The following is a 21,514-nucleotide window of genomic DNA, read 5'->3' on the forward strand; positions in this document are numbered from 1 at the left end:
CCATTCAAAAATTCTTCGTATTTTAGCTTTATGATCAAGGTCGTAGTTTTAGGCTCGGGAAATGTAGCTTCCCATCTTATACGGGCATTTTCGGAAAGTAACGAAACAGCAATCGTCCAGGTGTTCAGCAGACATCCGGTCTCTTATGGCAATATTCCTGTTACCGGTGATTACGGAGCACTTCTTCCGGCAGACCTGTACCTTATTGCCGTAGCTGACGACGCCATTGCCGAAGTATCCCGGATGCTGCCGTTTGAAGGACGGCTGGTAGCACATACTTCCGGCAGCGTGGCACTCCGCGAAACAGACGGGCGCAACCGGAGAGGGGTCTTTTACCCCCTGCAGAGTTTCTCAAAATCCCGGAATATCGATTTTGCTACGGTTCCCCTGTGCCTGGAAACCGAGCACGAGGCAGATTACAGCCTTTTACAGCAGGTGGCCGAAAGCATTTCCGGGCAGGTATACCAGGTCGGTTCCGAACAGCGGCGATCCCTCCATCTCTCTGCCGTATTTGTCAATAATTTTGTCAATCACCTGTACCACATAGGAGAGCAGCTCTGCACGGAGAACGGGCTCCCTTTCGATATACTGCGTCCGCTTATCGCCGAAACCGCGGCAAAAATAACCGGAATACCCCCGTCGGAAGCCCAGACCGGTCCGGCCAGGCGCCACGATAATACCACCCTGCTGAAACACCGGGAACAACTGCAATCCCACCCACTGTACCTCCTGCTGTACAGCCTGTTTACCGAATCCATACAAAAAAGCGAATAAGAATACACCGCCGTGCCGGCATACCCGTGAAACTTTGTAACTTGCAGGCTGTTTTTGAAGGTTGAAGGTGCTCAGGCATGGGTTGAGATTCCCTGCCTGCCGGCAGGCAGGTTCGCTTCGCTCTGAATGACAATAACTGACTCTCAATCATAAACCCGGAACCTGCAACAACTATAATATATTTTAAACTGACTTTTTTTACATGAAAAACTACAAGGAGTACCTCGAAGATATTACCACTTTTGTCTTTGACGTAGACGGTGTCCTTACCGACGGGACCATCATGATTACCACGGATGGGCAGATGCTCAGAAACATGAGCCTCAAGGACGGGTATGCCATAAAAACGGCTATAGAAAAGGGATACAATATCTGTATTATTTCGGGAGGTACCAATGAAGGGGTGCGCGAACGCCTCCGCGGGCTGGGTGTTACCGATATTTACCTCGGGGCCCATCACAAGACCGGGGTTCTTGAAGAATACTTTGATATCTACGATATAGCCCCGGAAAATGTCCTATATATGGGTGATGATCTTCCCGACCTTCCCCCCATGCAGATGGTAGCCCTGCCCACCTGCCCGCAGGACGCCGTACCGGAGCTCAAGGAAATCGCGAAATACATCTCCCATAAAAACGGCGGGCAGGGATGTGTAAGGGACGTGATCGAACAGGTACTGAAAGTTCAGGGAAAGTGGAACGACAGTTTCGGGGCAAATTACGATTAAACCCTAATATCACGATATATGCTTTCGGAAATTTTAAAGGATTATCACATTATACTGGCATCGGCTTCCCCGAGAAGACAGCAGTTTTTCCGGGACCTGGGAGTCCCGTTCGAAATACGCCTGAAAGAAGTGGAGGAAATCTATCCGGAACGGCTTCGCGGCAGTGATATCCCGGATTACCTGGCACAGCTAAAGGCCCTGCCCTTCAGGGACGAACTCCGGGAAAAAGAGATCCTCATCACCTCCGACACCATAGTATGGCATCTCGGCAGGGCCCTGGGAAAGCCCCGGAGCAGGGAGGAAGCCCTTGACATGCTGAGATCCCTCTCGGGGAAGGACCATAAGGTGATCACCTCGGTATGCTTTACGACAAAACACCTGCAGAAAACGGTAAATTCGGTAACCAGGGTATATTTCGACCATCTCACCGAAGATGAAATGGCCTATTATACCGATACCTTCAAGCCATATGACAAGGCAGGGGCTTATGGCATACAGGAATGGATAGGCCTGACCGGCATCCGGAAGATCGAGGGTTCCTATTTTAATGTGGTGGGCCTGCCGGTACACCTGGTATACCATACATTGCAGACCCTGATCGGGCATGAACCGGAAAAATAGCCGGCCGGAAGCGATATTCTACATGGTGTGGCGTATCTTTATTCCACAGTAATAAACAGATAAAACATGAATGATATCCTCTCCCTGTACCAAAAGGAACTGCTCAACAGCATCATAGCCGTTATCCTGCTGCTGCTGTTGAAATTCCTGCTGTCGAAGATCATACGAAAGGTAGGGAATCTCAGCAATTACAATACGGCCAGGACTTCCCTTATCGTCAGGTATGCCAATATTGCGGTCCTCCTGATCGGCCTTGCGGCCATCAGTATCGTCTGGAATGTCAATTTCCAGGACCTCGGCCTGCTGATCTCATCCGTTTTTGCTGTTATAGGAGTGGCCCTCTTTGCCCAGTGGTCCATTCTCAGTAATATTACGGCGGGAGTAATCCTGTTTTTCACCTTTCCGTTCAAGATCGGTGACCAGATCGAGATACAGGACAAGGATTTTCCCGTACGGGCAACCATAGAGGATATCAAGGCATTTCACCTGATGCTTCGCACGGAAGAAGGGGAACTTATCACCTACCCCAACAATCTTCTTTTACAGAAAGGGGTCAAGGTATCTCCGCAGATCCCGGAAGACGACGGTTCGGGAAGCCTGTAACGAAACCCGGTGCAATACGAGGAGCGGCACATACTATTTATCACCTTATGAGTTAAAGAAAGCCTAAACCTTCCCGGATAAATTCCATTATTTTTATATTTGAGAGATTGTTACCGGGATGCCCGGTACGGGGCAACCGTGTATTTTGATGGCCCCGGAACCTAAAAACTAACTGAAATGCGTCTTGTTACTCTGCTTATATGCCTCGTTATTTCCATTCCTCCCCTCTATCCGCAATCGCCGAAACCCTATACTTCTTCCGAGATATACCACGCGGTAAAAAAGCTGAATTTTCTCGGGACCGCGCTCTATATAGCGGCTCATCCCGACGATGAAAACACGCAGATGATCTCCTATCTCTCCAATGAGGTCCACGCCCGGACGGCCTATCTGTCCCTGACCCGCGGAGATGGCGGGCAGAACCTGATCGGCACCGAACTCAGGGAGCTTCTGGGCGTGATAAGGACCCAGGAGTTACTGGCCGCAAGGCGTATTGACGGCGGGGAGCAACTGTTCTCCAGGGCCAACGATTTCGGCTTTTCAAAATATCCCGACGAAACGTTTAACATCTGGGACAAAGACAGCGTTCTTGCCGATGTGGTACTGGCGATCCGGAAATTCCGGCCCGATATCATCATCAACCGATTCGACCACCGCAGTCCGGGCACTACACACGGCCATCATACGGCCTCGGCCATGCTCAGTGTGGAAGCCTTCGGCCTTTCGGCCGATACGGACAGTTATCCCGGCCAGTTGGCACAATTGCAGCCCTGGCAGCCAAAAAGACTTTTTTTCAATACCTCGTGGTGGTTTTACGGGAGCCAGGACAAATTTGAAGAAGCCTCGAAGAAAGGGCTTATCGCCATCAATATCGGAAAGTACTACCCCGAGCTGGGGAAAAGCAACGGGGAAATTGCCGCCCTGAGCCGGAGCCAGCACCGCAGCCAGGGGTTCGGGAGCCCTGCATCGCGGGGAAGCTCAACAGAATACCTCGAACTGCTCAAGGGTGACAGGCCCGGAGATAACGACCTCTTTGCAGGGATCAATACCACCTGGTCCAGGATAGACGGTACGGAAGAGATTGCCAAACTGCTGAAAAGTGTGGAACACCATTTCGACTTCGGGAACCCTGCCTCCCACCTCCCCCAGCTGGTAAAGGCCTATACCCTGATCCGGGACCTGAAAGATCCCTACTGGAAAAAACTCAAAACACGGCAGATCAAGGACATTATCCTGGCCTGTGCGGGGCTTTACCTGGAGGCTTCCACCACTACCCCCCAGGCTTCTCCCGGGACTGAAACCATCGTCCGGATAGAAGCCATCAACAGGAGCCATGCGGATATCCGCCTGGAACATGTGGATATCGTTCAGGCCGGAACGGAAAAGAAGACAGACCTCCCCTTGCCCTATAACCGGGAAAAAAGCCTGGAGTTGGCTGTCCCGGTCCCGGAACAGGCAGGTTATTCCGCTCCGTACTGGCTTACACATAAGGGGACAACGGGAATGTACCGTGCTGAGAAAAAATATATCGGCCTGCCCGAAACCCCTTCGCTGCTCACTGCCGGTTTCCGGGTAATCATAGAAGGAACCCCCCTCGACTTCCGCAAGGATGTGGTCTACAAATACACCGACCCGGCCCGGGGAGAACGCTATCAGCCTTTCCAGATACTTCCGCCGGTCACGGCAAGTACGGGAAATGATGTCAATATTTTCAGGAACACCCCGAAAACGATCCCCGTAAAGGTAAAGGCCATCACAGGGCACATCGACGCCTCCGTTTCACTGGATATCCCCGACGGATGGTCGGTGACCCCCGACCGCATCCCCCTGAAACTGGAAAACAGGGGGGAAGAAAAAACCGTTATTTTCAATGTCGCTCCCCCGGAAAAAGAAAGCGAGGGAATCATTACCCCCATAGTACACATCAACGGAAAAAAATACGACAGGAAGCTTGCCGAGATCAATTACGATCATATCCCCTTCCAGTCTGTCCTGCTCCCCGCAGAAGCGAAGGTGGTAAACCTGGACCTCAAAAAAGCAGGGCATACGGTGGGGTATATACCCGGTGCAGGCGATAAGATCCCGGAAAGTCTCCGGCAGCTGGGATACCAGGTCAGTACCATAGATATCACATCCATATCAAAAGCTTCCCTTTCCGGCTTCGACGCCGTGGTGGTCGGGATCAGGGCATATAATGTTTTTCCTTCACTGTATACCAGACAGGCAGCCTTACTCGATTATGTAAAATCCGGGGGTACCCTTATCGTACAGTACAATACCGTAGGGCGTAGCAATACGACCGATGTAAAACCCCCGTACCCCTTTCGGCTCTCCCGGGACAGGGTGACCGATGAAAACGCCAAAGTGACCCTGCTCGACAGGGAACACCCCATACTCAATACACCCAACAAGATAGGCCCGGCCGATTTTGAAGGCTGGGTACAGGAAAGGGGGCTTTACTTCCCAGACCAGTGGGCAGAGGAATACCATGCCCCGTTATCCATGCACGATACCGGCGAAAATCCTAAAGAAGGCAGCCTGCTTGTAGCTCCTTACGGAAAAGGTTATTATATTTACACGGGACTCAGTTTTTTCAGGGAATTACCCGCCGGGGTCCCGGGAGCATTCAAACTGTTTACCAATATGCTTTCGATAGGGAAGCAAAAAGCAAACAGCCCGTAAAATGAAGAAAAAACAGGGATATCGCATTTCACCAAAATGGCACTGGAAAACCAGCTATACCCTGGTGCTCATTGCCAATGCCGTTTATATCATACTGTTTTATTTCATGATGCAGGAAAACTGTTAGTCCATGGAAAGAATCGACTGGATCATACTGTATACCACCCTTCTTTTCATCGTTGTTTACGGCACATGGAAAACGAAGAAAAATTCCTCTGTCAAAGACTATATACTGGGCAATAAGGAATCCAAATGGTGGACTATTGGTCTATCGGTCATGGCTACCCAGGCCAGCGCGATCACCTTCCTGTCTACTCCCGGGCAGGCTTTTCACGACGGAATGGGCTTTGTACAGTTCTACTTCGGGCTGCCCCTGGCCATCATTGTGATCTGCATGGTATTTATCCCGGTATATCACAGGCTGAAAGTATACACGGCATACGAATTCCTCGAACAGCGGTTCGACCTGAAAACACGTACGCTCACTGCCATACTGTTTCTCATACAGCGCGGGCTGGCTGCGGGAATTACCATTTATGCACCTTCCATCATACTTTCTGCAGTACTGGGATGGGATCTCAAGACACTGAATATCATTATAGGTACACTGGTCATCATTTACACCGTGGCGGGAGGTACCAAAGCGGTCAATGTTACACAGAAACAACAGATGTTTGTGATCATGTCCGGAATGTTCGTGGCGTTTTTTCTCATCCTCCACTACCTGCCGGACGACCTCACGTTTAACAAGGCGCTCAAGGTGGCAGGGGCCAACGACAAACTCGACATCCTCGATTTCTCCCTGGATGCGGAAAGCCGCTATACCTTCTGGAGCGGGATTACGGGAGGCTTTTTCCTGATGCTCTCCTATTTCGGCACCGACCAGAGCCAGGTACAGCGCTACCTTTCCGGAAAATCGATAAGGGAAAGCCAGCTGGGACTTGTTTTCAACGGCCTGCTGAAAGTGCCCATGCAATTCTTTATCCTCCTGGTAGGGGTCATGGTTTTTGTATTCTATCAATATCACGATTCTCCCCTCAACTTTAATCCCGCCGCCACAGAAGCGGTAATGAATTCATCATACGCCGATGAATACCAGCAACTGGAACGCGACCACAAAAGCCTGGAAACCCGGAAAAAAATGGCCCAGGAATACTATTCCGGTGTGCTCAGCGTCAAGGATTACCAGCTGGTCATGGCGGCAAAAAGAAAGATAAAACAGATCAATCTGGAAGAGCGGGAAAACCGCGCCAGGGCCAGGACACTTATAGAAAAAGCCGATCCCGCGATCGAGACCAACGACAAGGACTACGTTTTCATACACTTTATCCTGAACAATCTTCCCACGGGATTTATCGGGCTTCTCCTGGCCGTAATACTCTCCGCCGCCATGTCGTCCACGGCATCGGAACTCAATGCCCTCGGGACCATTACAACCATGGACCTCTACAAGAGAAACCGGAACAACAGCAAGGACGACAGGCACTACCTGGCCGCATCCAAATGGTTTACCTTTCTCTGGGGAGCCATAGCCATACTGTTTGCCAATTTCGGGTCGCTGGTAGACAATCTCATACAACTGGTAAACATCATCGGCTCGGTCTTCTACGGCAATGTGCTGGGGATATTCCTGCTGGCTTTCTTTTTCCGGTTTATACGGGGTAATGCCGTGTTCTGGGCAGCCCTGATCACACAAAGCATCATATTCTTTATCTATTACCGGTTCGTATACCTCGAAGAACATATCGGGTATCTCTGGCTTAATTTTATCGGATGTGTACTGGTCATCCTGATCGCCATACTCCTCGAAGGAATACAACGGAGCTTTAAAAAGGGACGGGCATTATCCCCGGAATAGCAGATAGCCCCCGGGCATTTTTACTATCTTTGTACCGGGCAGGCCCGAAATTCCGGCAGACGAAGCCGGGGCTCCATATAAATACGGCATACGGGAATGCCCTGATAAGACTGATAATCACAGCCGATAATACCAAAAGATCATGTTAGGACTCAAATTACCTACGGACCCCCGCTGGGTGAATATCGTAGAGAAAAATATCGAAGAAATACTTACCGACCACGCCTATTGTGAACAAAAGGCAGCCAGTACGGCAGTCTCGCTTATCGTTTCCTTTCCGGAATACACCGAACTGGTACAGGAAATGACGGCCCTGGTCAGGGAAGAGATCAGCCATTTTAAAATGGTACACGACAGGATTATAGCCCGCGGATGGGTACTGGGGCGGGAACGGAAGGACCAGTATGTCATAGAGCTCATGAAGTTTTTCCCAAAAGGAGGAAGCCGGCAGTCTCACCTTGTTCACCGCCTTTTATATGCCGCCTTGATCGAAGCCCGCAGCTGTGAGCGTTTTCGCCTGCTTTCGGAAAACATACAGGACGAGGAACTGGCTACCTTTTACCGCAACCTGATGGCCAGCGAGGCCAATCACTACACCATGTTCCTCGCCTTCGCCAGAAAATACGGCGACCGGGAAGAGGTGGACCAAAAATGGCAGGCCCTGCTGGAACACGAAGCCGGGATCATGAAAGACCTCGGCAAAAGGGAGACCATGCACGGATAGGATAGTACACAAAAAAATCCCGTCGGTAAAACCGGACGGAATAAAAAAAATCCTGTCTATCACCGACAGGATTTTTTTTGCTGCATCCGGAAAGGATGACAGGTGCTATTTCACAAATTTTTCCATCACCTCGTTGCTCACCCCGGTATTGGAGAAGCCCCCGTCGTGGTAAAGGTTCTGCATGGTCACCTTCCGGGTAAGGTCTGAAAAGAGGGTCAGCGTATAATCTGCACATTCTGCTGCCGTGGCATTCCCCAGCGGCGACATCATGTCGGCATAGGCGATAAACCCGTCAAATCCCTTTACGCCCTGTCCGGCCGTGGTAGGTGTCGGGGACTGGGAAATGGTATTGACCCTCACCTTTTTGTCCTTGCCGTAAAAATATCCGAAACTCCGCGCTATGGATTCCAGGTAAGCCTTGTTGTCGGCCATATCGTTGTAATCGGGAAAAGTGCGTTGCGCCGCCATATAAGACAGGGCTACGATACTCCCCCATTCGTTCATGGCATCGTTTTTATGCAGGGTTTGCAGTACCTTGTGAAAAGAAACCGCCGATACGTCCCATCCCTTTGTCGTAAAATCGTAATTCTGATCCGTATAATGCCTTCCTTTCCTCACGTTTACCGACATGCCAATGGAATGCAGTACAAAATCCAGCTTACCTCCAAGAACCTCCACGGATTGTTCCACCAGCTTCTGCAGGTCATCGAGATTGGTGGCGTCTGCAGGAATGATCTCGGAACCGGTTTTTTCCGCCAGATCTTTTATCTGCCCCATTCTCATGGCAATAGGTGCATTGGTAAGCACAAAAGTACCTCCTTCTTCATGAACCCGTTCTGCGGTTTTCCAGGCAATGGAGTTCTCATCCAGGGCCCCGAAAATAATCCCTTTTTTTCCTTTTAGTAAATTGTACATTTCTATCTGTTATGTTTGTCGTTTATGATTTTACCACTCGTAAGACAGCCTCTGTCCTGATCGCTTCCGGAAACGCACCGGCTTGTCCATAACAGGCCGTGCAAATATCTGTACCGGGATTGGATATTACAATAATAACAATTCTCTGGCATGTGACAGGGCCGATTCCGAAATATTTTTACCGCTGAGCATTTCCGCGATCTCTCTCACGCGCTCCTCTCCGCCCAGTTCCCTGATCTCCGTAGACGTAGTCTCGCCGGACTCCTCCTTGTATATCTTGAAGTGCCTCCCCCCCTTTGCCGCGATCTGCGGGAGATGGGTAATGGCAAAAACCTGCATCCGTTCTCCCATCTGTTTCATGATATCGCCCATCTTGTCGGCCACTTCTCCCGATACCCCGGTATCGATTTCATCAAACATGATGGTGGGCAGCATTTCATACCTGGCCAGGATAGCCTTGATCGAAAGCATGATCCGGGACAACTCTCCTCCCGAAGCCACTTTTTTCAATTCGCCGTAATGGCTTCCCTTATTGGCCGAGAACAGGAACTGCAGCTCATCCCTCCCGTTGGTAAAGAAAGAGGTCGTAGGAACGATCTCTATACGGAAAGTCGCGTTGGGCATTCCCAGTTTGCTCAGCGATTCTTCCAGCGACTTTTTAAGTCCCGGGACTGCTTTCCCGCGATTCCTGCTTATGCGGTCTGCTACCTTTCCCAGCGCTTCCTCCAGTTCCAGCACCTGCAATTGCTTGCTCTTGATCTCCTGCTCCAGGTTTTCCGTAACCGACACCTTTTCTGCCAGGCTATCCCTGACGGCTATCAGTTCTTCCATCCCGAGAGCCCCGTGTTTTTTCTGCAGGTCGTACAGGAGCTGTAATTTCGAACTCACTTCTTCCAGCTGACCGGGATCGGCTTCTATGGTCTCGTTGAGGTTCTGTATTTCGTTGAAAGTGTCATCCAGTTCGATAAATGCCGAACTGACCCTTTCGTAAAGTTCGTCAAACCCCTTTCCGTATCCGCTGAGTTTTCCGAGGGCGCTTCGCATACTGTTGAGATGCACCAGTATGCCCGATTGCTCATCGCTGAGCAATTGCGAAGAAAAAGCCAGTTTTTCCCTGATATCTTCCACATTGCCCAGTTTTTCGAAGGTGGCTTCCAGCTCTTCCAGCATGCCGGGTTCCAGTCCGGCACCGGTAAGTTCCTGGAGCAAAAAGGTATTGTAGTCCTGCTCCTTGTCGGCCTCTTTCTGGAAATCAATAAGCTTCTGAAGTTCCTTTTTCGCCTGGTAGTACAATGCCAGTTTTGCCGTATATGCAGCAATAGCATCGCGGTTCCCGGCAATGGCATCGATAACCTGGAACTGAAACTCATTGCGCGTAAGTTCCAGGGTCTGGTGTTGCGAGTGGATATCTATAAGCCGCAGGCTCAGTGCGGAAAGGATATCGAGGGTCACGGGAGTATCATTTACAAAGGCCCTCGACTTTCCCCCGGGGAGGATTTCCCGGCGGATAATGGTGTGGGCCTCGTAATCCAGATCGAGTTCCTTAAACAGTTGCTGCAGTTCATAATCGGCTATGGCAAATTCCGCTTCGACAACACACTTTTTCTCCCGGTCCTTAAGGCTGTTAAGATCAGCTCTCTTGCCCAGGACCAGGGATAGCCCACCCAGTAAAACGGACTTCCCGGAACCGGTTTCGCCGGTCATAACGGTGAGCCCCCTGTCGAAACGTACTTTCAGATCGTCGATTAAGGCATAGTTTTTTATGGATAGTTCCAGTAACAATACACACGGTTTTTAACGCTTCAAATATACTAAGAAACTGTCTAAATTTTATCCTTCGGATTCTTTATGTTTCCAATACGCCATCCGGGCCCTTCAGTTATATTGCTGAAAATTATTTGAACCGGGAGGCAGATTCCCTGCCTGCCGGACAGACGGGTTCACTGCGTTCTGAATGACATTTTAAACAAACCAAGAACGACCAACTACCAACTACGAACTAAGAACTATACCTTCCTGCGTTTGCGTTCCTTTTTAAGCAGGGTAAGCTCCCGGCTGGTCTGTCCGGCTACGGAAGTATTTTCTTCCGCCCTTCTTATCAGGTAAGGCATCACATCCTTTACCGGGCCGAAAGGAAGGTATTTTGCCACATTGTACCCGCGGGCCCCGAGGTTATAGCTGATATGGTCGCTCATTCCGTAAAGCTGCCCGAACCAGACCCTGAAATCATCCTTTTCGATACCTTTCTCTTCCATGAGTTCAAGTAACCTGTAGGAACTCTCCTCGTTGTGGGTCCCTGAAAAGACCGCCAGGCGGTCCAGGTGTTCCACGACATAGTCCACGGCTTCATCATAGTTGTGGTCGGTGGCTTCCTTGGTCGGGCAGATAGGTGTGGGATATCCCATTTCTTCGGCCCTTTCGTTTTCCTTTTCCATATAAGCGCCCCGCACCAGTTTTACCCCTACATAAAAATCTTCTTCTTCAGCCTGCCGGTGCAATCGCCTTAAAAAGTCCATACGATCGTGACGGTACATCTGCAGGGTATTGTATACGATCGGCTTTTTCCTGTTGTATTTCCGCATCATATCGGTAACCAGGTCATCGGCTGCATCCTGCATCCAGCTTTCTTCTGCATCGATAAGCAGGGCCACATCGAGCTGATGTGCCTTCCGGCAGGCCGAATCGAAGCGGTTGACCACCCTGTCCCACTCGTCCTGCTCCCTGATGGTGAGTTCTTTTCCTTCCCCTATTTTCTGAAAGAGGGCAAACCTTCCGAAGCCCGTAGGCTTGAATACCGCAAACGGGATGGCTTCCTTTTCCTTGACAAAATTCAGAATGTCGATAACCCTCCGGTGCGACTCGTCGAGAGGGTTTTCCTCATCCTTGCCCTCCACCGAGTAATCGAGTACCGCCGAGACTCCTTTATCATACATGCGGTCGATAACAGGCATACAATCCTCCTCATCTGTCCCCCCGCAGAAATGATCGAATACCGTAGAACGTATCAGGCCTTCCACAGGCAAATGTGACTTGATCGCAAAATTGGCCACTGCCGTTCCGATACGTACCAATGGCTGATTGGCAATCAGCTTAAACAAGAAATACGCCCTTTCCAGCTCCGCATCGGTCTTCAGGGCAAAAGCAGTTTTTGTGTCTTCGAAAAATCGTTCCATTGACAATCTCCATTACAGCTTAATAAATGATTTAAAGATGAATTACAACGGCCTTCTTATCATTTCTCCTGTGGAGCCCCCTTCATTTCAAGCCGTAAGATAACCAGGCCGGTTTCCCGAAACGAAAATAATCCGAATTGTTCAGAATAAAACAAAAAAAGATAAAAACTTTACGACATTTTTTCAAGGGGAAAGCTGGTTGCAGGTTGAAGGCTAAAAGCTTCGGACTTCAAGCTTCATACTTCCATTCACCCCCATTTTCACACACTTTATCGTCAGGGTAGTGTTTTTTTTACAGTACCATAACCGAAAACACTTCATAAATTGCGTATATTTGGAATATATGTCAAACCTGTAAATCGTAAATTCTATGAGCCTGAAAGCAAAATATCAAGCGGTTATTGACCTTGGTAACGAATTGAAGATCAAGGAAGGAAGCATCTCCGAACACGAAGATCATCTCCAGTTAAAAGGAACGGCCGGAACCCAGTATGAGAAAAACTTGATCTGGGACAAGATCAAGGAAATAGGAGGAAACCAGCCAGCCGATATCAAGGCAGACATCAAGGTAGCCGAACCGGATGCTTCGGTATATCACAGGCATACCGTACAGACGGGGGAAAGCCTCAGTAAAATAGCCCGGAAATATTACGGGGATGCCAATAAATACAACACCATATTCCAGGCAAACACAGACCAGCTGAAAAATCCCGATCTCATTCAGCCCGGGCAGGAACTGGTAATCCCGAAATTATAACCCTATCACATTAAAACAGTATGGCCTTTTACCGTTTTGTCCAGTAAAAGGCCATGTTTTATTTCAGGAATACTGCGGGACGTCAGCCCAGTTGTTCTATAAAACGGATGGTGTGGTTATAGATACGCTCAAACTGTTCGTCTTTCCCCATATCGGTATTGTCCAGTTCTATGGCATCTTCAGCTTTTACCAGTGGTGAGTCTGCCCGGTGTGAATCGATATAGTCTCTTTCCGAAACATTTTTGAGTACTTCCTCGTAGGTAACCTCTTTTCCTTTGCCCAAAAGTTCCTTATACCGGCGTGTAGCCCTTATTTCCGGGGAGGCCGTCATAAAAAGCTTCAGTTCGGCATCCGGGAATACGACAGTTCCGATATCCCTGCCATCCATGACGATCCCCTTGTCTTCCCCCATTTTTCGCTGTTCCTCTACCAGCTTATGCCTCACTTCGGGAATGGCAGCGATATTACTCACCCGGTTAGACACTTCCATGCTTCTTATCTTATCCTCCACATTCTTTCCGTTGAGCAGTGTTTCGGCATCTTCACCTCCCTTTTTCTTTTCAAAACGGATATTGATACTGCCCAGACTTTTCAACAGGCCTTCCTTATCGATCCCTTCTGTGGTAAACATACCGTTTTCAAGCGCAAAAAGCGTCACTGCTCTGTACATGGCACCGGTATCCACATAGATATATCCCAATGCCCTGGCAAGCCGTTTTGCTATGGTACTTTTCCCCGTCGAGGAATAGCCGTCAATGGCTATGATTATTTTTTTCATAGGTATATTCTGCTACTACTCTCCCATTGCAGCTGCTACAGCTGCAGAAAGCCTTTTATAGGTGCCGTTTTCCAGACGGTCGCGTATTGCCGAGAAGGCGTCCAGGGTCACATTCACATCCTCAAGGGTATGTGTGGCCGTGGGGATCATCCTGAGCAGGATAAGGCCTTTGGGAATTACCGGGTATACCACTATGGAACAGAATATCCCGTAATTTTCCCTGAGGTCCTTCACCAGGGCCATGGCTTCCGGTATGCTTCCGTTCAGATATACGGGAGTAACGCAGGTATTGGTTGTCCCTATATTAAAACCTCTCTCTTTGAGCCCGTTCTGGAGGGCATTTACATTTTCCCAGAGCTTGCCCTTTAATTCGGGCATGGTACGGAGCATTTCCAGGCGTTTCAATGCACCCTTGACAAATACCATAGGCAGTGATTTCGCAAACATCTGCGACCTGAGGTTGTATTTCAGGTAGTCAATGATCTCCTTGTCTCCGGCAAGGAATGCCCCTATACTGGCCATGGATTTGGCAAATGTGGCAAAATACACATCGATATCCTCCTGAATGCCCTGTTCTTCACCCGCTCCTGCCCCGGTGGCTCCCAGGGTACCGAAACCGTGGGCATCATCTACAAGGAGGCGGAACTTGAATTTTTTCTTAAGCGCAACGATCTCCTTGAGTTTCCCCTGTTCACCGCGCATACCGAATACTCCCTCCGAGATCACCAGTATCCCGCCCCCGGTTTGTTCCGCCATTCTGGTGGCCCTTTCCAGGTTCTTTTCGAGGCTTTCGATATCGTTGTGCATAAAGGTAAAACGCTTTCCCATATGCAGCCTTACACCGTCGATGATACAGGCATGCGAATCGACATCGTATACGATAATATCGTCTTTGGTTACCAGCGCATCTATGGCAGATACCATGCCCTGGTACCCGAAATTCAGCAGGTAAGCCGATTCCTTATTTACAAAAGCGGCAAGTTCGTTCTGCAGTTGCTCGTGTACATCGGTATGCCCGCTCATCATTCTCGCTCCCATAGGGTAAGCACAACCGTGTTCCGCAGCGGCTTCGGCATCGGCCTTAAGCACTTCAGGATGGTTGGCCAGCCCGAGGTAATCATTTATACTCCACGTAATCACCTCCTTGCCATTGAACTTCATTCTGTTGGATATGGCCCCTTCCAGCTTCGGGAATACGAAATATCCCTCGGCCTGTGAAGCCCATTTTCCCAACGGTCCCTTATTCTCAATGATCCTTTCAAATAAATCCTTCATGTAGATCTCAATATTTAAGATAGTTTTTTCTTAACGCCAGTAAGCTAAATTACATATTTTAAGCGTGTATCCGCAAAAAATATCAGGAAGATATGAACCCTTTTGTAAACAAACATCCGCCTGAAAGCGGATGTTAAAGTCTCGTATACGGTTATTTTATATATTCGATCTTTTGTGTTTCCTCGATATTCTTACTGTCGAAGAATCCTTGTTCCCGCATCCATTCATCGCTGTATATTTTACTCATATACCGCGATCCGTGGTCGGGAAACACCATGATCACATTACTGTTTTCATCAAACTCCCCTTCTGCTGCAAGCTGTTTTACCGCCTGCATTACCGCTCCGCTGGTATATCCCACAAAAAGCCCCTCCGTCTTGGAGATCTCTCTTGCAGTATGGGCACTCTCCTCGTCCGAAACCTTTACAAACCGGTCTATGACGTCGAAATCGGTAGCAGTGGGGATAAGGTTTTTCCCCAGGCCCTCTATGCGATAAGGATAGATTTCCTTGGAATCGAATTCCCCGGTCTCGTGGTATTTCTTGAGTACAGAGCCGTAGGCATCCACCCCGATGATCCTGACTTCCCTGCCGTGCTTCTTTGCCTGCTCCTTGAGATAACGCGCAGTCCCGGAAATTGTTCCCCCTGTACCGCTGCAGGCTATAAGATGGGTTATGGTGCCTCCCGTCTGGTTCCAGATCTCCGGACCGGTAGTCTTGTAGTGGGCATCCATGTTCAGTTCGTTAAAATACTGATTGATATACACCGAACCTTTCATTTCTTCATGCATGCGCCGTGCCACCTGGTAATAGGAACGCGGGTCGTCAGCGCTCACATGAGCCGGGCATACATAAACCTTGGCCCCCATCGACCGCAGCATGTCTATCTTGTCTTTCGAGGATTTGGAACTTACCGCCAGTACACAGTCATATCCTTTTACGATACTCACCATGGCTATACTGAAACCGGTGTTTCCCGAGGTGGTCTCTATAATGGTATCCCCGGGCTTGAGGATACCGTTTTTTTCGGCCTGTTCGATAATGTAAAGCGCTATCCTGTCTTTTGTAGAGTGACCCGGATTAAAAGCTTCAACCTTCGCATAAAAGTTCCCCTTAAGGGTCTCCGTTATGGAACTGAGCTTTATAATAGGAGTATTTCCGATCAGTTCTAATACATTATTGTAAGCCTTAACCTTATCTTTCATATAACTTGTATTTGGTTTCAAAGTCGGTTCTTTCAAAAAACCAAAAACCGAGCAAATTTAGTTATTTTTTTTTATTACTCTTTAATTCCCTCCAAATCTAACAGAAAAGCATACTCCTCGGCAACCTCCTTCAAAGCGTCAAAACGCCCCGAGGCACCGCTGTGGCCCGTTTCCATATTGGTGTGAAAAAGCAATATATTTTTATCCGTTTTAAGTTCGCGAAGTCTGGCTACCCACTTTGCAGGCTCCCAGTACTGCACCTGCGAATCGTGATACCCGGTAGTTACAAGCATATTCGGATACTCCTGTGCCTTTACATTGTCATAGGGAGAATACGACTTTATATAATTGTAATACTCCTTGTCATCAGGGTTTCCCCATTCGTCATATTCGCCCGTAGTGAGCGGGATAGATTCGTCGAGCATCGTAGTTACCACGTCCACAAAAGGCACCGCGGCGACTACGCCGTTATAAAGCCCGGGAGACATGTTTACCACGGCCCCCATCAGCAGTCCCCCTGCCGATCCGCCCATGGCGTACAGATGCTCCGGAGAAGTGTATTTTTCCGCAATGAGAAACCTGGAACAGTCTATAAAATCGGTAAAGGTATTTTTCTTCTTAAGCAGTTTTCCGTCCTCATACCAGGGCCTTCCCAGGTATTCGCCCCCCCTGATATGGGCTATGGCATAAATAAAACCCCGGTCGAGCAGGCTGAGCCGCACAGTAGAGAAATACGGGTCTATCGTTGCCCCGTAGGAACCGTACCCATACAGCAACAAGGGGTTCTTTCCGTCTTTTTTGATCCCTTTCCGGTACACCAGCGATACGGGCACTTTTTTCCCGTCTCCCGCCTCGGCCCACACGCGCTCCGAGACATAGTTATCCTTGTCGAACTTTCCCCCGAGCACTTCCTGCTCCTTTTTGACTTCCTGCTCCCTGGTCACCATATTGAAGTCTATGGTAGACAGCGGGGTGGTTAGGGCATTATAACGGTATCTCAGGATATCGGTATCAAATTCTATATTGGTAGCCGTATAGGCCGTATAAGTCTCGTTATCGAAGGGAAGGTAATAGTCTTCACTGTGGTCCCAGCGCATCACCCGTATCTTGTTCAGGCCTTCACTGCGCTCGCTCACCACGAGAAAATCCCGGAATATGTCTATGTCTTCGAGCAGCACCTCTTCCCGGTGCGGCAGCACTTCTTCCCAGTGCTCCTTCTGCGTTTCCGTTTCGGAGGTCCTCATGAGTTTGAAATTCGTCGCCCCGTCGGCATTGGTCAGGATATAAAAAGAATCCCCGTAATGGGATATGCTGTACTCCAGTCCCCTCACCCTGGGCTGGAAAACCCTGAAATCACCCCCGGGGGTATCCGCTTCCAGCACGCTGTATTCCGAGGTAAGGGTACTGTGCGAACCGGCTATGATATATTTCCTGGATTTGCTCTTGTACACAAAGGCATTATAGGTATCATCCTCCTCATGGTACACCAGTTCGTCCTGTTGTCCCGCCCCCAGTACATGGCGGTATACCCTGTCGGAACGCAGGGTCTGCGGGTCTTTTGCAGTATAGAACAGGGTTTTGTTGTCGTTGCCCCATGTACTTCCGCCGGTAGTATTGCCGATCTCCGCCGGATAGATCTCCCCGGTCTCGAGGTTCTTGACCCTTATCGTATAAATCCTCCTGCTCACCGTATCGACCCCGAAGGCAGCCAGCTTGTTGTCAGGGCTGATATTGATCCCTCCCAACTGAAAGAACGAATGTCCCTCTGCCATGGCATTGCAGTCGAAGAGTATTTCTTCCCTGCCGTCCAGCGAGTCCTTTTTTCGGGTATATACGGGATAGTCCTTTCCTTTTTCGAAACGGGTGATATACCAGTATCCGTTATAAAAATAGGGCACGGACTCATCGTCTTCCTTTATCCTGGATTTCATTTCCGCAAACAGCGATTCCTGAAATTCGCGGGTATGGGCGGTCATCTTTTCGTTATAATCGTTTTCCCGTTCCAGGTAATCGATAACCTCGGGGTTATCCCTTTCGTTCATCCAGAAATAGTCGTCTATCCTGATATCACCGTGCTTATTCAGAGAAGTAGGCTTTTTGTCCGCTACGGGAGGTACAATATTTTCGGTCACTTTGGAAGTATTTTTATTTTTACAAGCTGCTGCAAAAATAATACTTATAATAAGCATGACACTTATTTTCTTCATAACGATTTATAATATTTCGCCCAAAAAGCAGTACAATTTAATAATTTTGCCATTATAAATACTTAAAACAACCGAATAATGTTGGGAGATATTACCGGAATGATGGGAAAACTCAAGGATTGGTTACGATTTTTTTTTATATTTACTTACATAACCATAAAAAATACCGCCGATGTTTGAATTAAAGAAAACGGATAAGGGAGGATTTCACTTTACACTAAAAGCAAAAAACGGCCAGGTGATCCTGAGCAGTGAAACCTACAGTGGCAAGAGTGCTGCGGAAAACGGAATTGCCTCCGTAAAAAAGAATGCTCCGGACGACGGCCGTTACGAACGCAAGACAGCCAAGAACGGAAAGTTTTACTTCAACCTCAAGGCAACGAACGGACAGATCATCGGCACCAGCCAGATGTACGCTTCCGAAGCCGGAATGGAAAACGGGATAGATTCCGTCAAGAACAACGCTCCCGGTGCGGAAACCAGGGAATTGTAATTTACAACAGGTGCGCGTTTCCGCTTTGCTCAAACGCGCACCTATAGCATTCCGACAACAGAATGCTATTCAAACTCAAAGCTTATCTGCGTACGGTCGTCGTCTTCCTTTTTCCCATCGCTTATATTTTCTTCATCGACCACCTCCATATCTTCAGGCTGGGGTTCTTCCGGTACATCATAAGGTAAGGGATCGAGAAGGCTGATCTGCTTTACCCTGTCTGTGGTCAGCTGGTTCCCCAAAGCCTTTATTCCCTTAATGGTTATAAACTCTTCGAGCATTACGGCGAGGTTTTCCCTGGCCTGTTTTCCCCGGGGTTTTACAAACTCTACTTCCGCTACCGGTTTCCAGTCGGTAGACACGACTTCCAGCTGTGATTTGGGATGTTCGGTAATAAAAAGCTCCTCCCTGTTCCCCTGTTCTATAAGAAAGCGCTTTACATAATACCTTTCCTTCTCCCCGTCATAATAAATGGCCGAGACCGGTTTTTTCGGGTTCCATTTTTCAAGTACGATCATATCGTCATCAAAATGTGTAGACAGGTCGGGTACTATGGTTTTGGCCACCCCCGACTGGTTGATGACCAACAGCCGGTCTTCTCCCCGGAACGCCCCGAGGAGTTCTCCCCTTCCGTCTACGTTCAGCCGCTGTACCGTATCGTCGAACCAGATCTTTCTGGGCTTCAGGGTAGACACCCCCTTTTCCTTGAGTTCAATGCGTTTTACGGCATACTTGGTGACCAGGTTCCCTTTGGACTGCCTTCCCTTGATCAGCACATCGGCAAAATCGAGATCCCATTTGAGCTTTTTGATGCTTCCTGCCTGCCGCAGGAATACGGTGATCATTTCCGCCTCCCCGTTGGGGTTTGCTGAAAAATAAAGGATAGACGACCCTTTCTTTCCCTGGGTCAGGTCGTATTCCCGGTCTCTCGTTACCGAAGTGACGTGAAACCTTTTGATATAGCTGGCCCCGCCTTTTCCGTCTTTATACACCAGGTTGTAAACCGTTCGCTTATCCTTTTTCCTGAAGACCGCGGCATGAATGATATTCTTGCCTACAAAAGTCTTGGCTTCTACCCGGGTGACCATCATCTTTCCTTCCCCGGTAAAGACAATAATATCGTCTATATCGCTACAGTCGCAGATATATTCGTCCTTTCGCAGGGAAGTCCCTATAAACCCTTCTTCCCTGTTTACATACAGCTTGGCATTGCGCATTACCACCTTGGTAGCCTCGATATCGTCAAAGACACGTATCTCGGTCTTCCTTTCCCGGCCTTCCCCGTAGGTCTTTTTAAGGCGGGTAAAATAATCTATGGCATAGTCGATAAGATGCCCGAGGTGGTGTTTTACCTGGGCGATGTCCCCTTCCAGGGCGTCGATCTTCTGTTGTGCCTTGTCTATATCGAATTTGGAAATACGCTTTATCCGTATTTCCGTAAGCCTGACAATGTCTTCCTCGGTCACCGCCCGTTTCAGGTGCTTGATATGGGGCTGCAATCCCCTGTCGATGGCAGCTATAACACCCTCCCAGGTCTCTTCCTCCTCGATATCGCGGTATATCCTGTTTTCTATGAAAATACGCTCCAGGGAAGCAAAGTGCCACTGTTCTTCCAGCTCTTTCAGCTGTATCTCCAGTTCGCTGCGCAGCAGTTCCACCGTATAATCGGTAGATCGCCTCAGCATTTCCGACACCCCCACAAACAGGGGTTTATTGTCCTCTATAATACAGCCCAGCGGCGATATGGAGGTCTCACAGGCCGTAAAGGCATAAAGGGCGTCTATGGTCTTGTCCGGAGATATCCCCGACGGCAGGTGTACCAGGATCTCCACTTCAGCCGCCGTATTGTCTTCGATCTTCTTGATCTTGATCTTTCCCTTGTCATTGGCCTTGAGGATGGAGTCGATCAGCGAAGAGGTATTCGTACCGTAAGGGATCTGGGTAATCACCAGGGTATTCTTGTCCATCTGGGATATCCGGGCCCTTACCCGTACTTTTCCTCCGCGCATGCCGTCATTGTAATTGGTCATATCCGCGATCCCGGCCGTCGGAAAGTCGGGGTACAGTTTAAACGATTTGCCTTTGAGGTGTTTTACGGAAGCATCGATCAGTTCCAGGAAATTGTGCGGAAGTATTTTTGTCGATAATCCCACGGCAATCCCCTCGGCCCCCTGTGCCAGCAGCAGGGGAAACTTGACCGGAAGGTTTACCGGTTCCTTCTTCCTCCCGTCATAACTCAGCTGCCACTCCGTGATCTTGGGGCTGTACACCACCTCCAGGGCAAACCTGGAGAGCCGTGCCTCGATATACCTGGGCGCGGCCGCACCGTCGCCGGTGAGGATATTCCCCCAGTTTCCCTGCGTATCTATCAACAGGTCTTTCTGCCCGATCTGTACCATGGCATCCCCGATACTGGCATCCCCGTGCGGGTGATACTGCATGGTATGCCCCACGATATTGGCTACCTTGTTGTACCTTCCGTCATCGAGTTCCTTCATGGAATGGAGTATACGGCGCTGAACGGGTTTAAAACCGTCTTCAATGGCAGGCACGGCGCGTTCCAGGATCACATACGAAGCGTAATCCAGGAACCAGTCTTTGTACATCCCCGTGACCCGGGTTATGGAATCCGTATTCGCATCTTCGTTATTAAGATCCTGATTATCGATATTTTCCTCCATGTAAAGAGTGTTTTATAAGCTGATATATGGTTGTTAGTTCTG

General features: G+C 49.1%; 18 protein-coding genes. 10 read left to right on the plus strand and 8 right to left on the minus strand.

Features of this window, described 5'->3' with window-relative positions; all coding sequences use genetic code 11:
* Positions 1–30 precede the first annotated feature (30 nt).
* The 8 genes from DN748_RS14715 (at position 31) to miaE (ending at position 7,989) form a co-directional block, all read left to right on the plus strand.
* Complete coding sequence (locus DN748_RS14715; protein ID WP_112372589.1) at positions 31–774, plus strand: Rossmann-like and DUF2520 domain-containing protein; 744 nt, start codon at positions 31–33, stop codon at positions 772–774.
* A gap of 202 nt (positions 775–976) precedes the next feature.
* Positions 977–1,501, plus strand: coding sequence for a KdsC family phosphatase (locus DN748_RS14720; RefSeq protein ID WP_112372590.1), 525 nt, complete (start codon positions 977–979; stop codon positions 1,499–1,501).
* Positions 1,502–1,519: 18 nt separating this feature from the next.
* Positions 1,520–2,122 carry a Maf-like protein gene (locus DN748_RS14725; protein WP_112372591.1) on the plus strand — a complete coding sequence of 201 codons (603 nt, stop codon included), beginning with the start codon at positions 1,520–1,522 and terminating at the stop codon, positions 2,120–2,122.
* A gap of 66 nt (positions 2,123–2,188) precedes the next feature.
* Entirely contained in the window at positions 2,189–2,725 is a 537-nt protein-coding gene (locus DN748_RS14730) for a mechanosensitive ion channel domain-containing protein (protein WP_112372592.1), read from the plus strand.
* A gap of 177 nt (positions 2,726–2,902) precedes the next feature.
* Positions 2,903–5,407 carry a PIG-L family deacetylase gene (locus DN748_RS14735; protein ID WP_112372593.1) on the plus strand — a complete coding sequence of 835 codons (2,505 nt, stop codon included), beginning with the start codon at positions 2,903–2,905 and terminating at the stop codon, positions 5,405–5,407.
* Between the two features lies 1 nt (position 5,408).
* Positions 5,409–5,534 carry a hypothetical protein gene (locus DN748_RS19380; protein ID WP_262511157.1) on the plus strand — a complete coding sequence of 42 codons (126 nt, stop codon included), beginning with the start codon at positions 5,409–5,411 and terminating at the stop codon, positions 5,532–5,534.
* Positions 5,535–5,537: 3 nt separating this feature from the next.
* A complete protein-coding gene (locus DN748_RS14740) occupies positions 5,538–7,265 on the plus strand; it encodes a sodium:solute symporter family protein (protein ID WP_112372594.1) in 1,728 nt (575 codons plus the stop codon).
* A gap of 142 nt (positions 7,266–7,407) precedes the next feature.
* On the plus strand, positions 7,408–7,989 hold the full coding sequence (miaE, locus tag DN748_RS14745) for a tRNA-(ms[2]io[6]A)-hydroxylase (RefSeq protein WP_112372595.1): 582 nt from the start codon (positions 7,408–7,410) through the stop codon (positions 7,987–7,989).
* Positions 7,990–8,094: 105 nt separating this feature from the next.
* Here the strand turns inward: miaE and DN748_RS14750 are convergent, their stop codons facing one another.
* From DN748_RS14750 to DN748_RS14760, 3 genes are all read right to left on the minus strand, one after another.
* Positions 8,095–8,904 (minus strand): enoyl-ACP reductase FabI, encoded by an 810-nt coding sequence (locus tag DN748_RS14750; protein ID WP_112372596.1) that lies wholly within the window; start codon positions 8,902–8,904, stop codon positions 8,095–8,097.
* Positions 8,905–9,030: 126 nt separating this feature from the next.
* On the minus strand, positions 9,031–10,686 hold the full coding sequence (gene recN / locus DN748_RS14755) for a DNA repair protein RecN (protein WP_112372597.1): 1,656 nt from the start codon (positions 10,684–10,686) through the stop codon (positions 9,031–9,033).
* A gap of 224 nt (positions 10,687–10,910) precedes the next feature.
* A complete protein-coding gene (locus tag DN748_RS14760) occupies positions 10,911–12,077 on the minus strand; it encodes a proline dehydrogenase family protein (RefSeq protein WP_112372598.1) in 1,167 nt (388 codons plus the stop codon).
* Positions 12,078–12,447: 370 nt separating this feature from the next.
* Between DN748_RS14760 and DN748_RS14765 the strand changes: the two genes are divergently transcribed.
* Positions 12,448–12,834 carry a LysM peptidoglycan-binding domain-containing protein gene (locus DN748_RS14765; protein WP_112372599.1) on the plus strand — a complete coding sequence of 129 codons (387 nt, stop codon included), beginning with the start codon at positions 12,448–12,450 and terminating at the stop codon, positions 12,832–12,834.
* A gap of 82 nt (positions 12,835–12,916) precedes the next feature.
* Here the strand turns inward: DN748_RS14765 and cmk are convergent, their stop codons facing one another.
* The 4 genes from cmk to DN748_RS14785 all read right to left on the minus strand — a co-directional run bounded on the left by cmk (position 12,917) and on the right by DN748_RS14785 (position 18,298).
* Positions 12,917–13,612 (minus strand): (d)CMP kinase, encoded by a 696-nt coding sequence (gene cmk, locus DN748_RS14770; RefSeq protein ID WP_112372600.1) that lies wholly within the window; start codon positions 13,610–13,612, stop codon positions 12,917–12,919.
* A gap of 15 nt (positions 13,613–13,627) precedes the next feature.
* Positions 13,628–14,887 carry an aminotransferase class I/II-fold pyridoxal phosphate-dependent enzyme gene (locus tag DN748_RS14775; RefSeq protein WP_112372601.1) on the minus strand — a complete coding sequence of 420 codons (1,260 nt, stop codon included), beginning with the start codon at positions 14,885–14,887 and terminating at the stop codon, positions 13,628–13,630.
* A 151-nt stretch (positions 14,888–15,038) separates the two neighbouring features.
* Positions 15,039–16,091: a PLP-dependent cysteine synthase family protein gene (locus tag DN748_RS14780; protein ID WP_112372602.1), complete on the minus strand. Its 1,053-nt coding sequence runs from the start codon at positions 16,089–16,091 to the stop codon at positions 15,039–15,041.
* Positions 16,092–16,165: 74 nt separating this feature from the next.
* Positions 16,166–18,298: a S9 family peptidase gene (locus DN748_RS14785; protein WP_112372603.1), complete on the minus strand. Its 2,133-nt coding sequence runs from the start codon at positions 18,296–18,298 to the stop codon at positions 16,166–16,168.
* Positions 18,299–18,470: 172 nt separating this feature from the next.
* Here DN748_RS14785 and DN748_RS14790 point away from each other — a divergent pair, with 172 nt between their 5' ends.
* Complete coding sequence (locus DN748_RS14790) at positions 18,471–18,791, plus strand: YegP family protein (RefSeq protein ID WP_112372604.1); 321 nt, start codon at positions 18,471–18,473, stop codon at positions 18,789–18,791.
* Positions 18,792–18,856: 65 nt separating this feature from the next.
* Here the strand turns inward: DN748_RS14790 and DN748_RS14795 are convergent, their stop codons facing one another.
* A complete protein-coding gene (locus DN748_RS14795) occupies positions 18,857–21,472 on the minus strand; it encodes a DNA gyrase/topoisomerase IV subunit A (RefSeq protein WP_112372605.1) in 2,616 nt (871 codons plus the stop codon).
* Positions 21,473–21,514 lie beyond the last annotated feature (42 nt).

Origin of the sequence: Sinomicrobium soli (genome assembly GCF_003285545.1) — a bacterium.
GTDB lineage: Bacteria > Bacteroidota > Bacteroidia > Flavobacteriales > Flavobacteriaceae > Sinomicrobium.

Bases quoted from the DNA above. Each gene is read 5' to 3' on its own strand.
- DN748_RS14715 (WP_112372589.1), top strand. From the start codon at position 31: ATGATCAAGGTCGTAGTTTTAGGCTCGGGAAATGTAGCTTCCCATCTT.
- DN748_RS14720 (WP_112372590.1), top strand. From the start codon at position 977: ATGAAAAACTACAAGGAGTACCTCGAAGATATTACCACTTTTGTCTTT.
- DN748_RS14725 (WP_112372591.1), top strand. From the start codon at position 1,520: ATGCTTTCGGAAATTTTAAAGGATTATCACATTATACTGGCATCGGCT.
- DN748_RS14730 (WP_112372592.1), top strand. From the start codon at position 2,189: ATGAATGATATCCTCTCCCTGTACCAAAAGGAACTGCTCAACAGCATC.
- DN748_RS14735 (WP_112372593.1), top strand. From the start codon at position 2,903: ATGCGTCTTGTTACTCTGCTTATATGCCTCGTTATTTCCATTCCTCCC.
- DN748_RS19380 (WP_262511157.1), top strand. From the start codon at position 5,409: ATGAAGAAAAAACAGGGATATCGCATTTCACCAAAATGGCACTGGAAA.
- DN748_RS14740 (WP_112372594.1), top strand. From the start codon at position 5,538: ATGGAAAGAATCGACTGGATCATACTGTATACCACCCTTCTTTTCATC.
- miaE (WP_112372595.1), top strand. From the start codon at position 7,408: ATGTTAGGACTCAAATTACCTACGGACCCCCGCTGGGTGAATATCGTA.
- DN748_RS14750 (WP_112372596.1), bottom strand. From the start codon at position 8,904: ATGTACAATTTACTAAAAGGAAAAAAAGGGATTATTTTCGGGGCCCTG.
- DN748_RS14760 (WP_112372598.1), bottom strand. From the start codon at position 12,077: ATGGAACGATTTTTCGAAGACACAAAAACTGCTTTTGCCCTGAAGACC.
- DN748_RS14765 (WP_112372599.1), top strand. From the start codon at position 12,448: ATGAGCCTGAAAGCAAAATATCAAGCGGTTATTGACCTTGGTAACGAA.
- cmk (WP_112372600.1), bottom strand. From the start codon at position 13,612: ATGAAAAAAATAATCATAGCCATTGACGGCTATTCCTCGACGGGGAAA.
- DN748_RS14775 (WP_112372601.1), bottom strand. From the start codon at position 14,887: ATGAAGGATTTATTTGAAAGGATCATTGAGAATAAGGGACCGTTGGGA.
- DN748_RS14780 (WP_112372602.1), bottom strand. From the start codon at position 16,091: ATGAAAGATAAGGTTAAGGCTTACAATAATGTATTAGAACTGATCGGA.
- DN748_RS14785 (WP_112372603.1), bottom strand. From the start codon at position 18,298: ATGAAGAAAATAAGTGTCATGCTTATTATAAGTATTATTTTTGCAGCA.
- DN748_RS14790 (WP_112372604.1), top strand. From the start codon at position 18,471: ATGTTTGAATTAAAGAAAACGGATAAGGGAGGATTTCACTTTACACTA.
- DN748_RS14795 (WP_112372605.1), bottom strand. From the start codon at position 21,472: ATGGAGGAAAATATCGATAATCAGGATCTTAATAACGAAGATGCGAAT.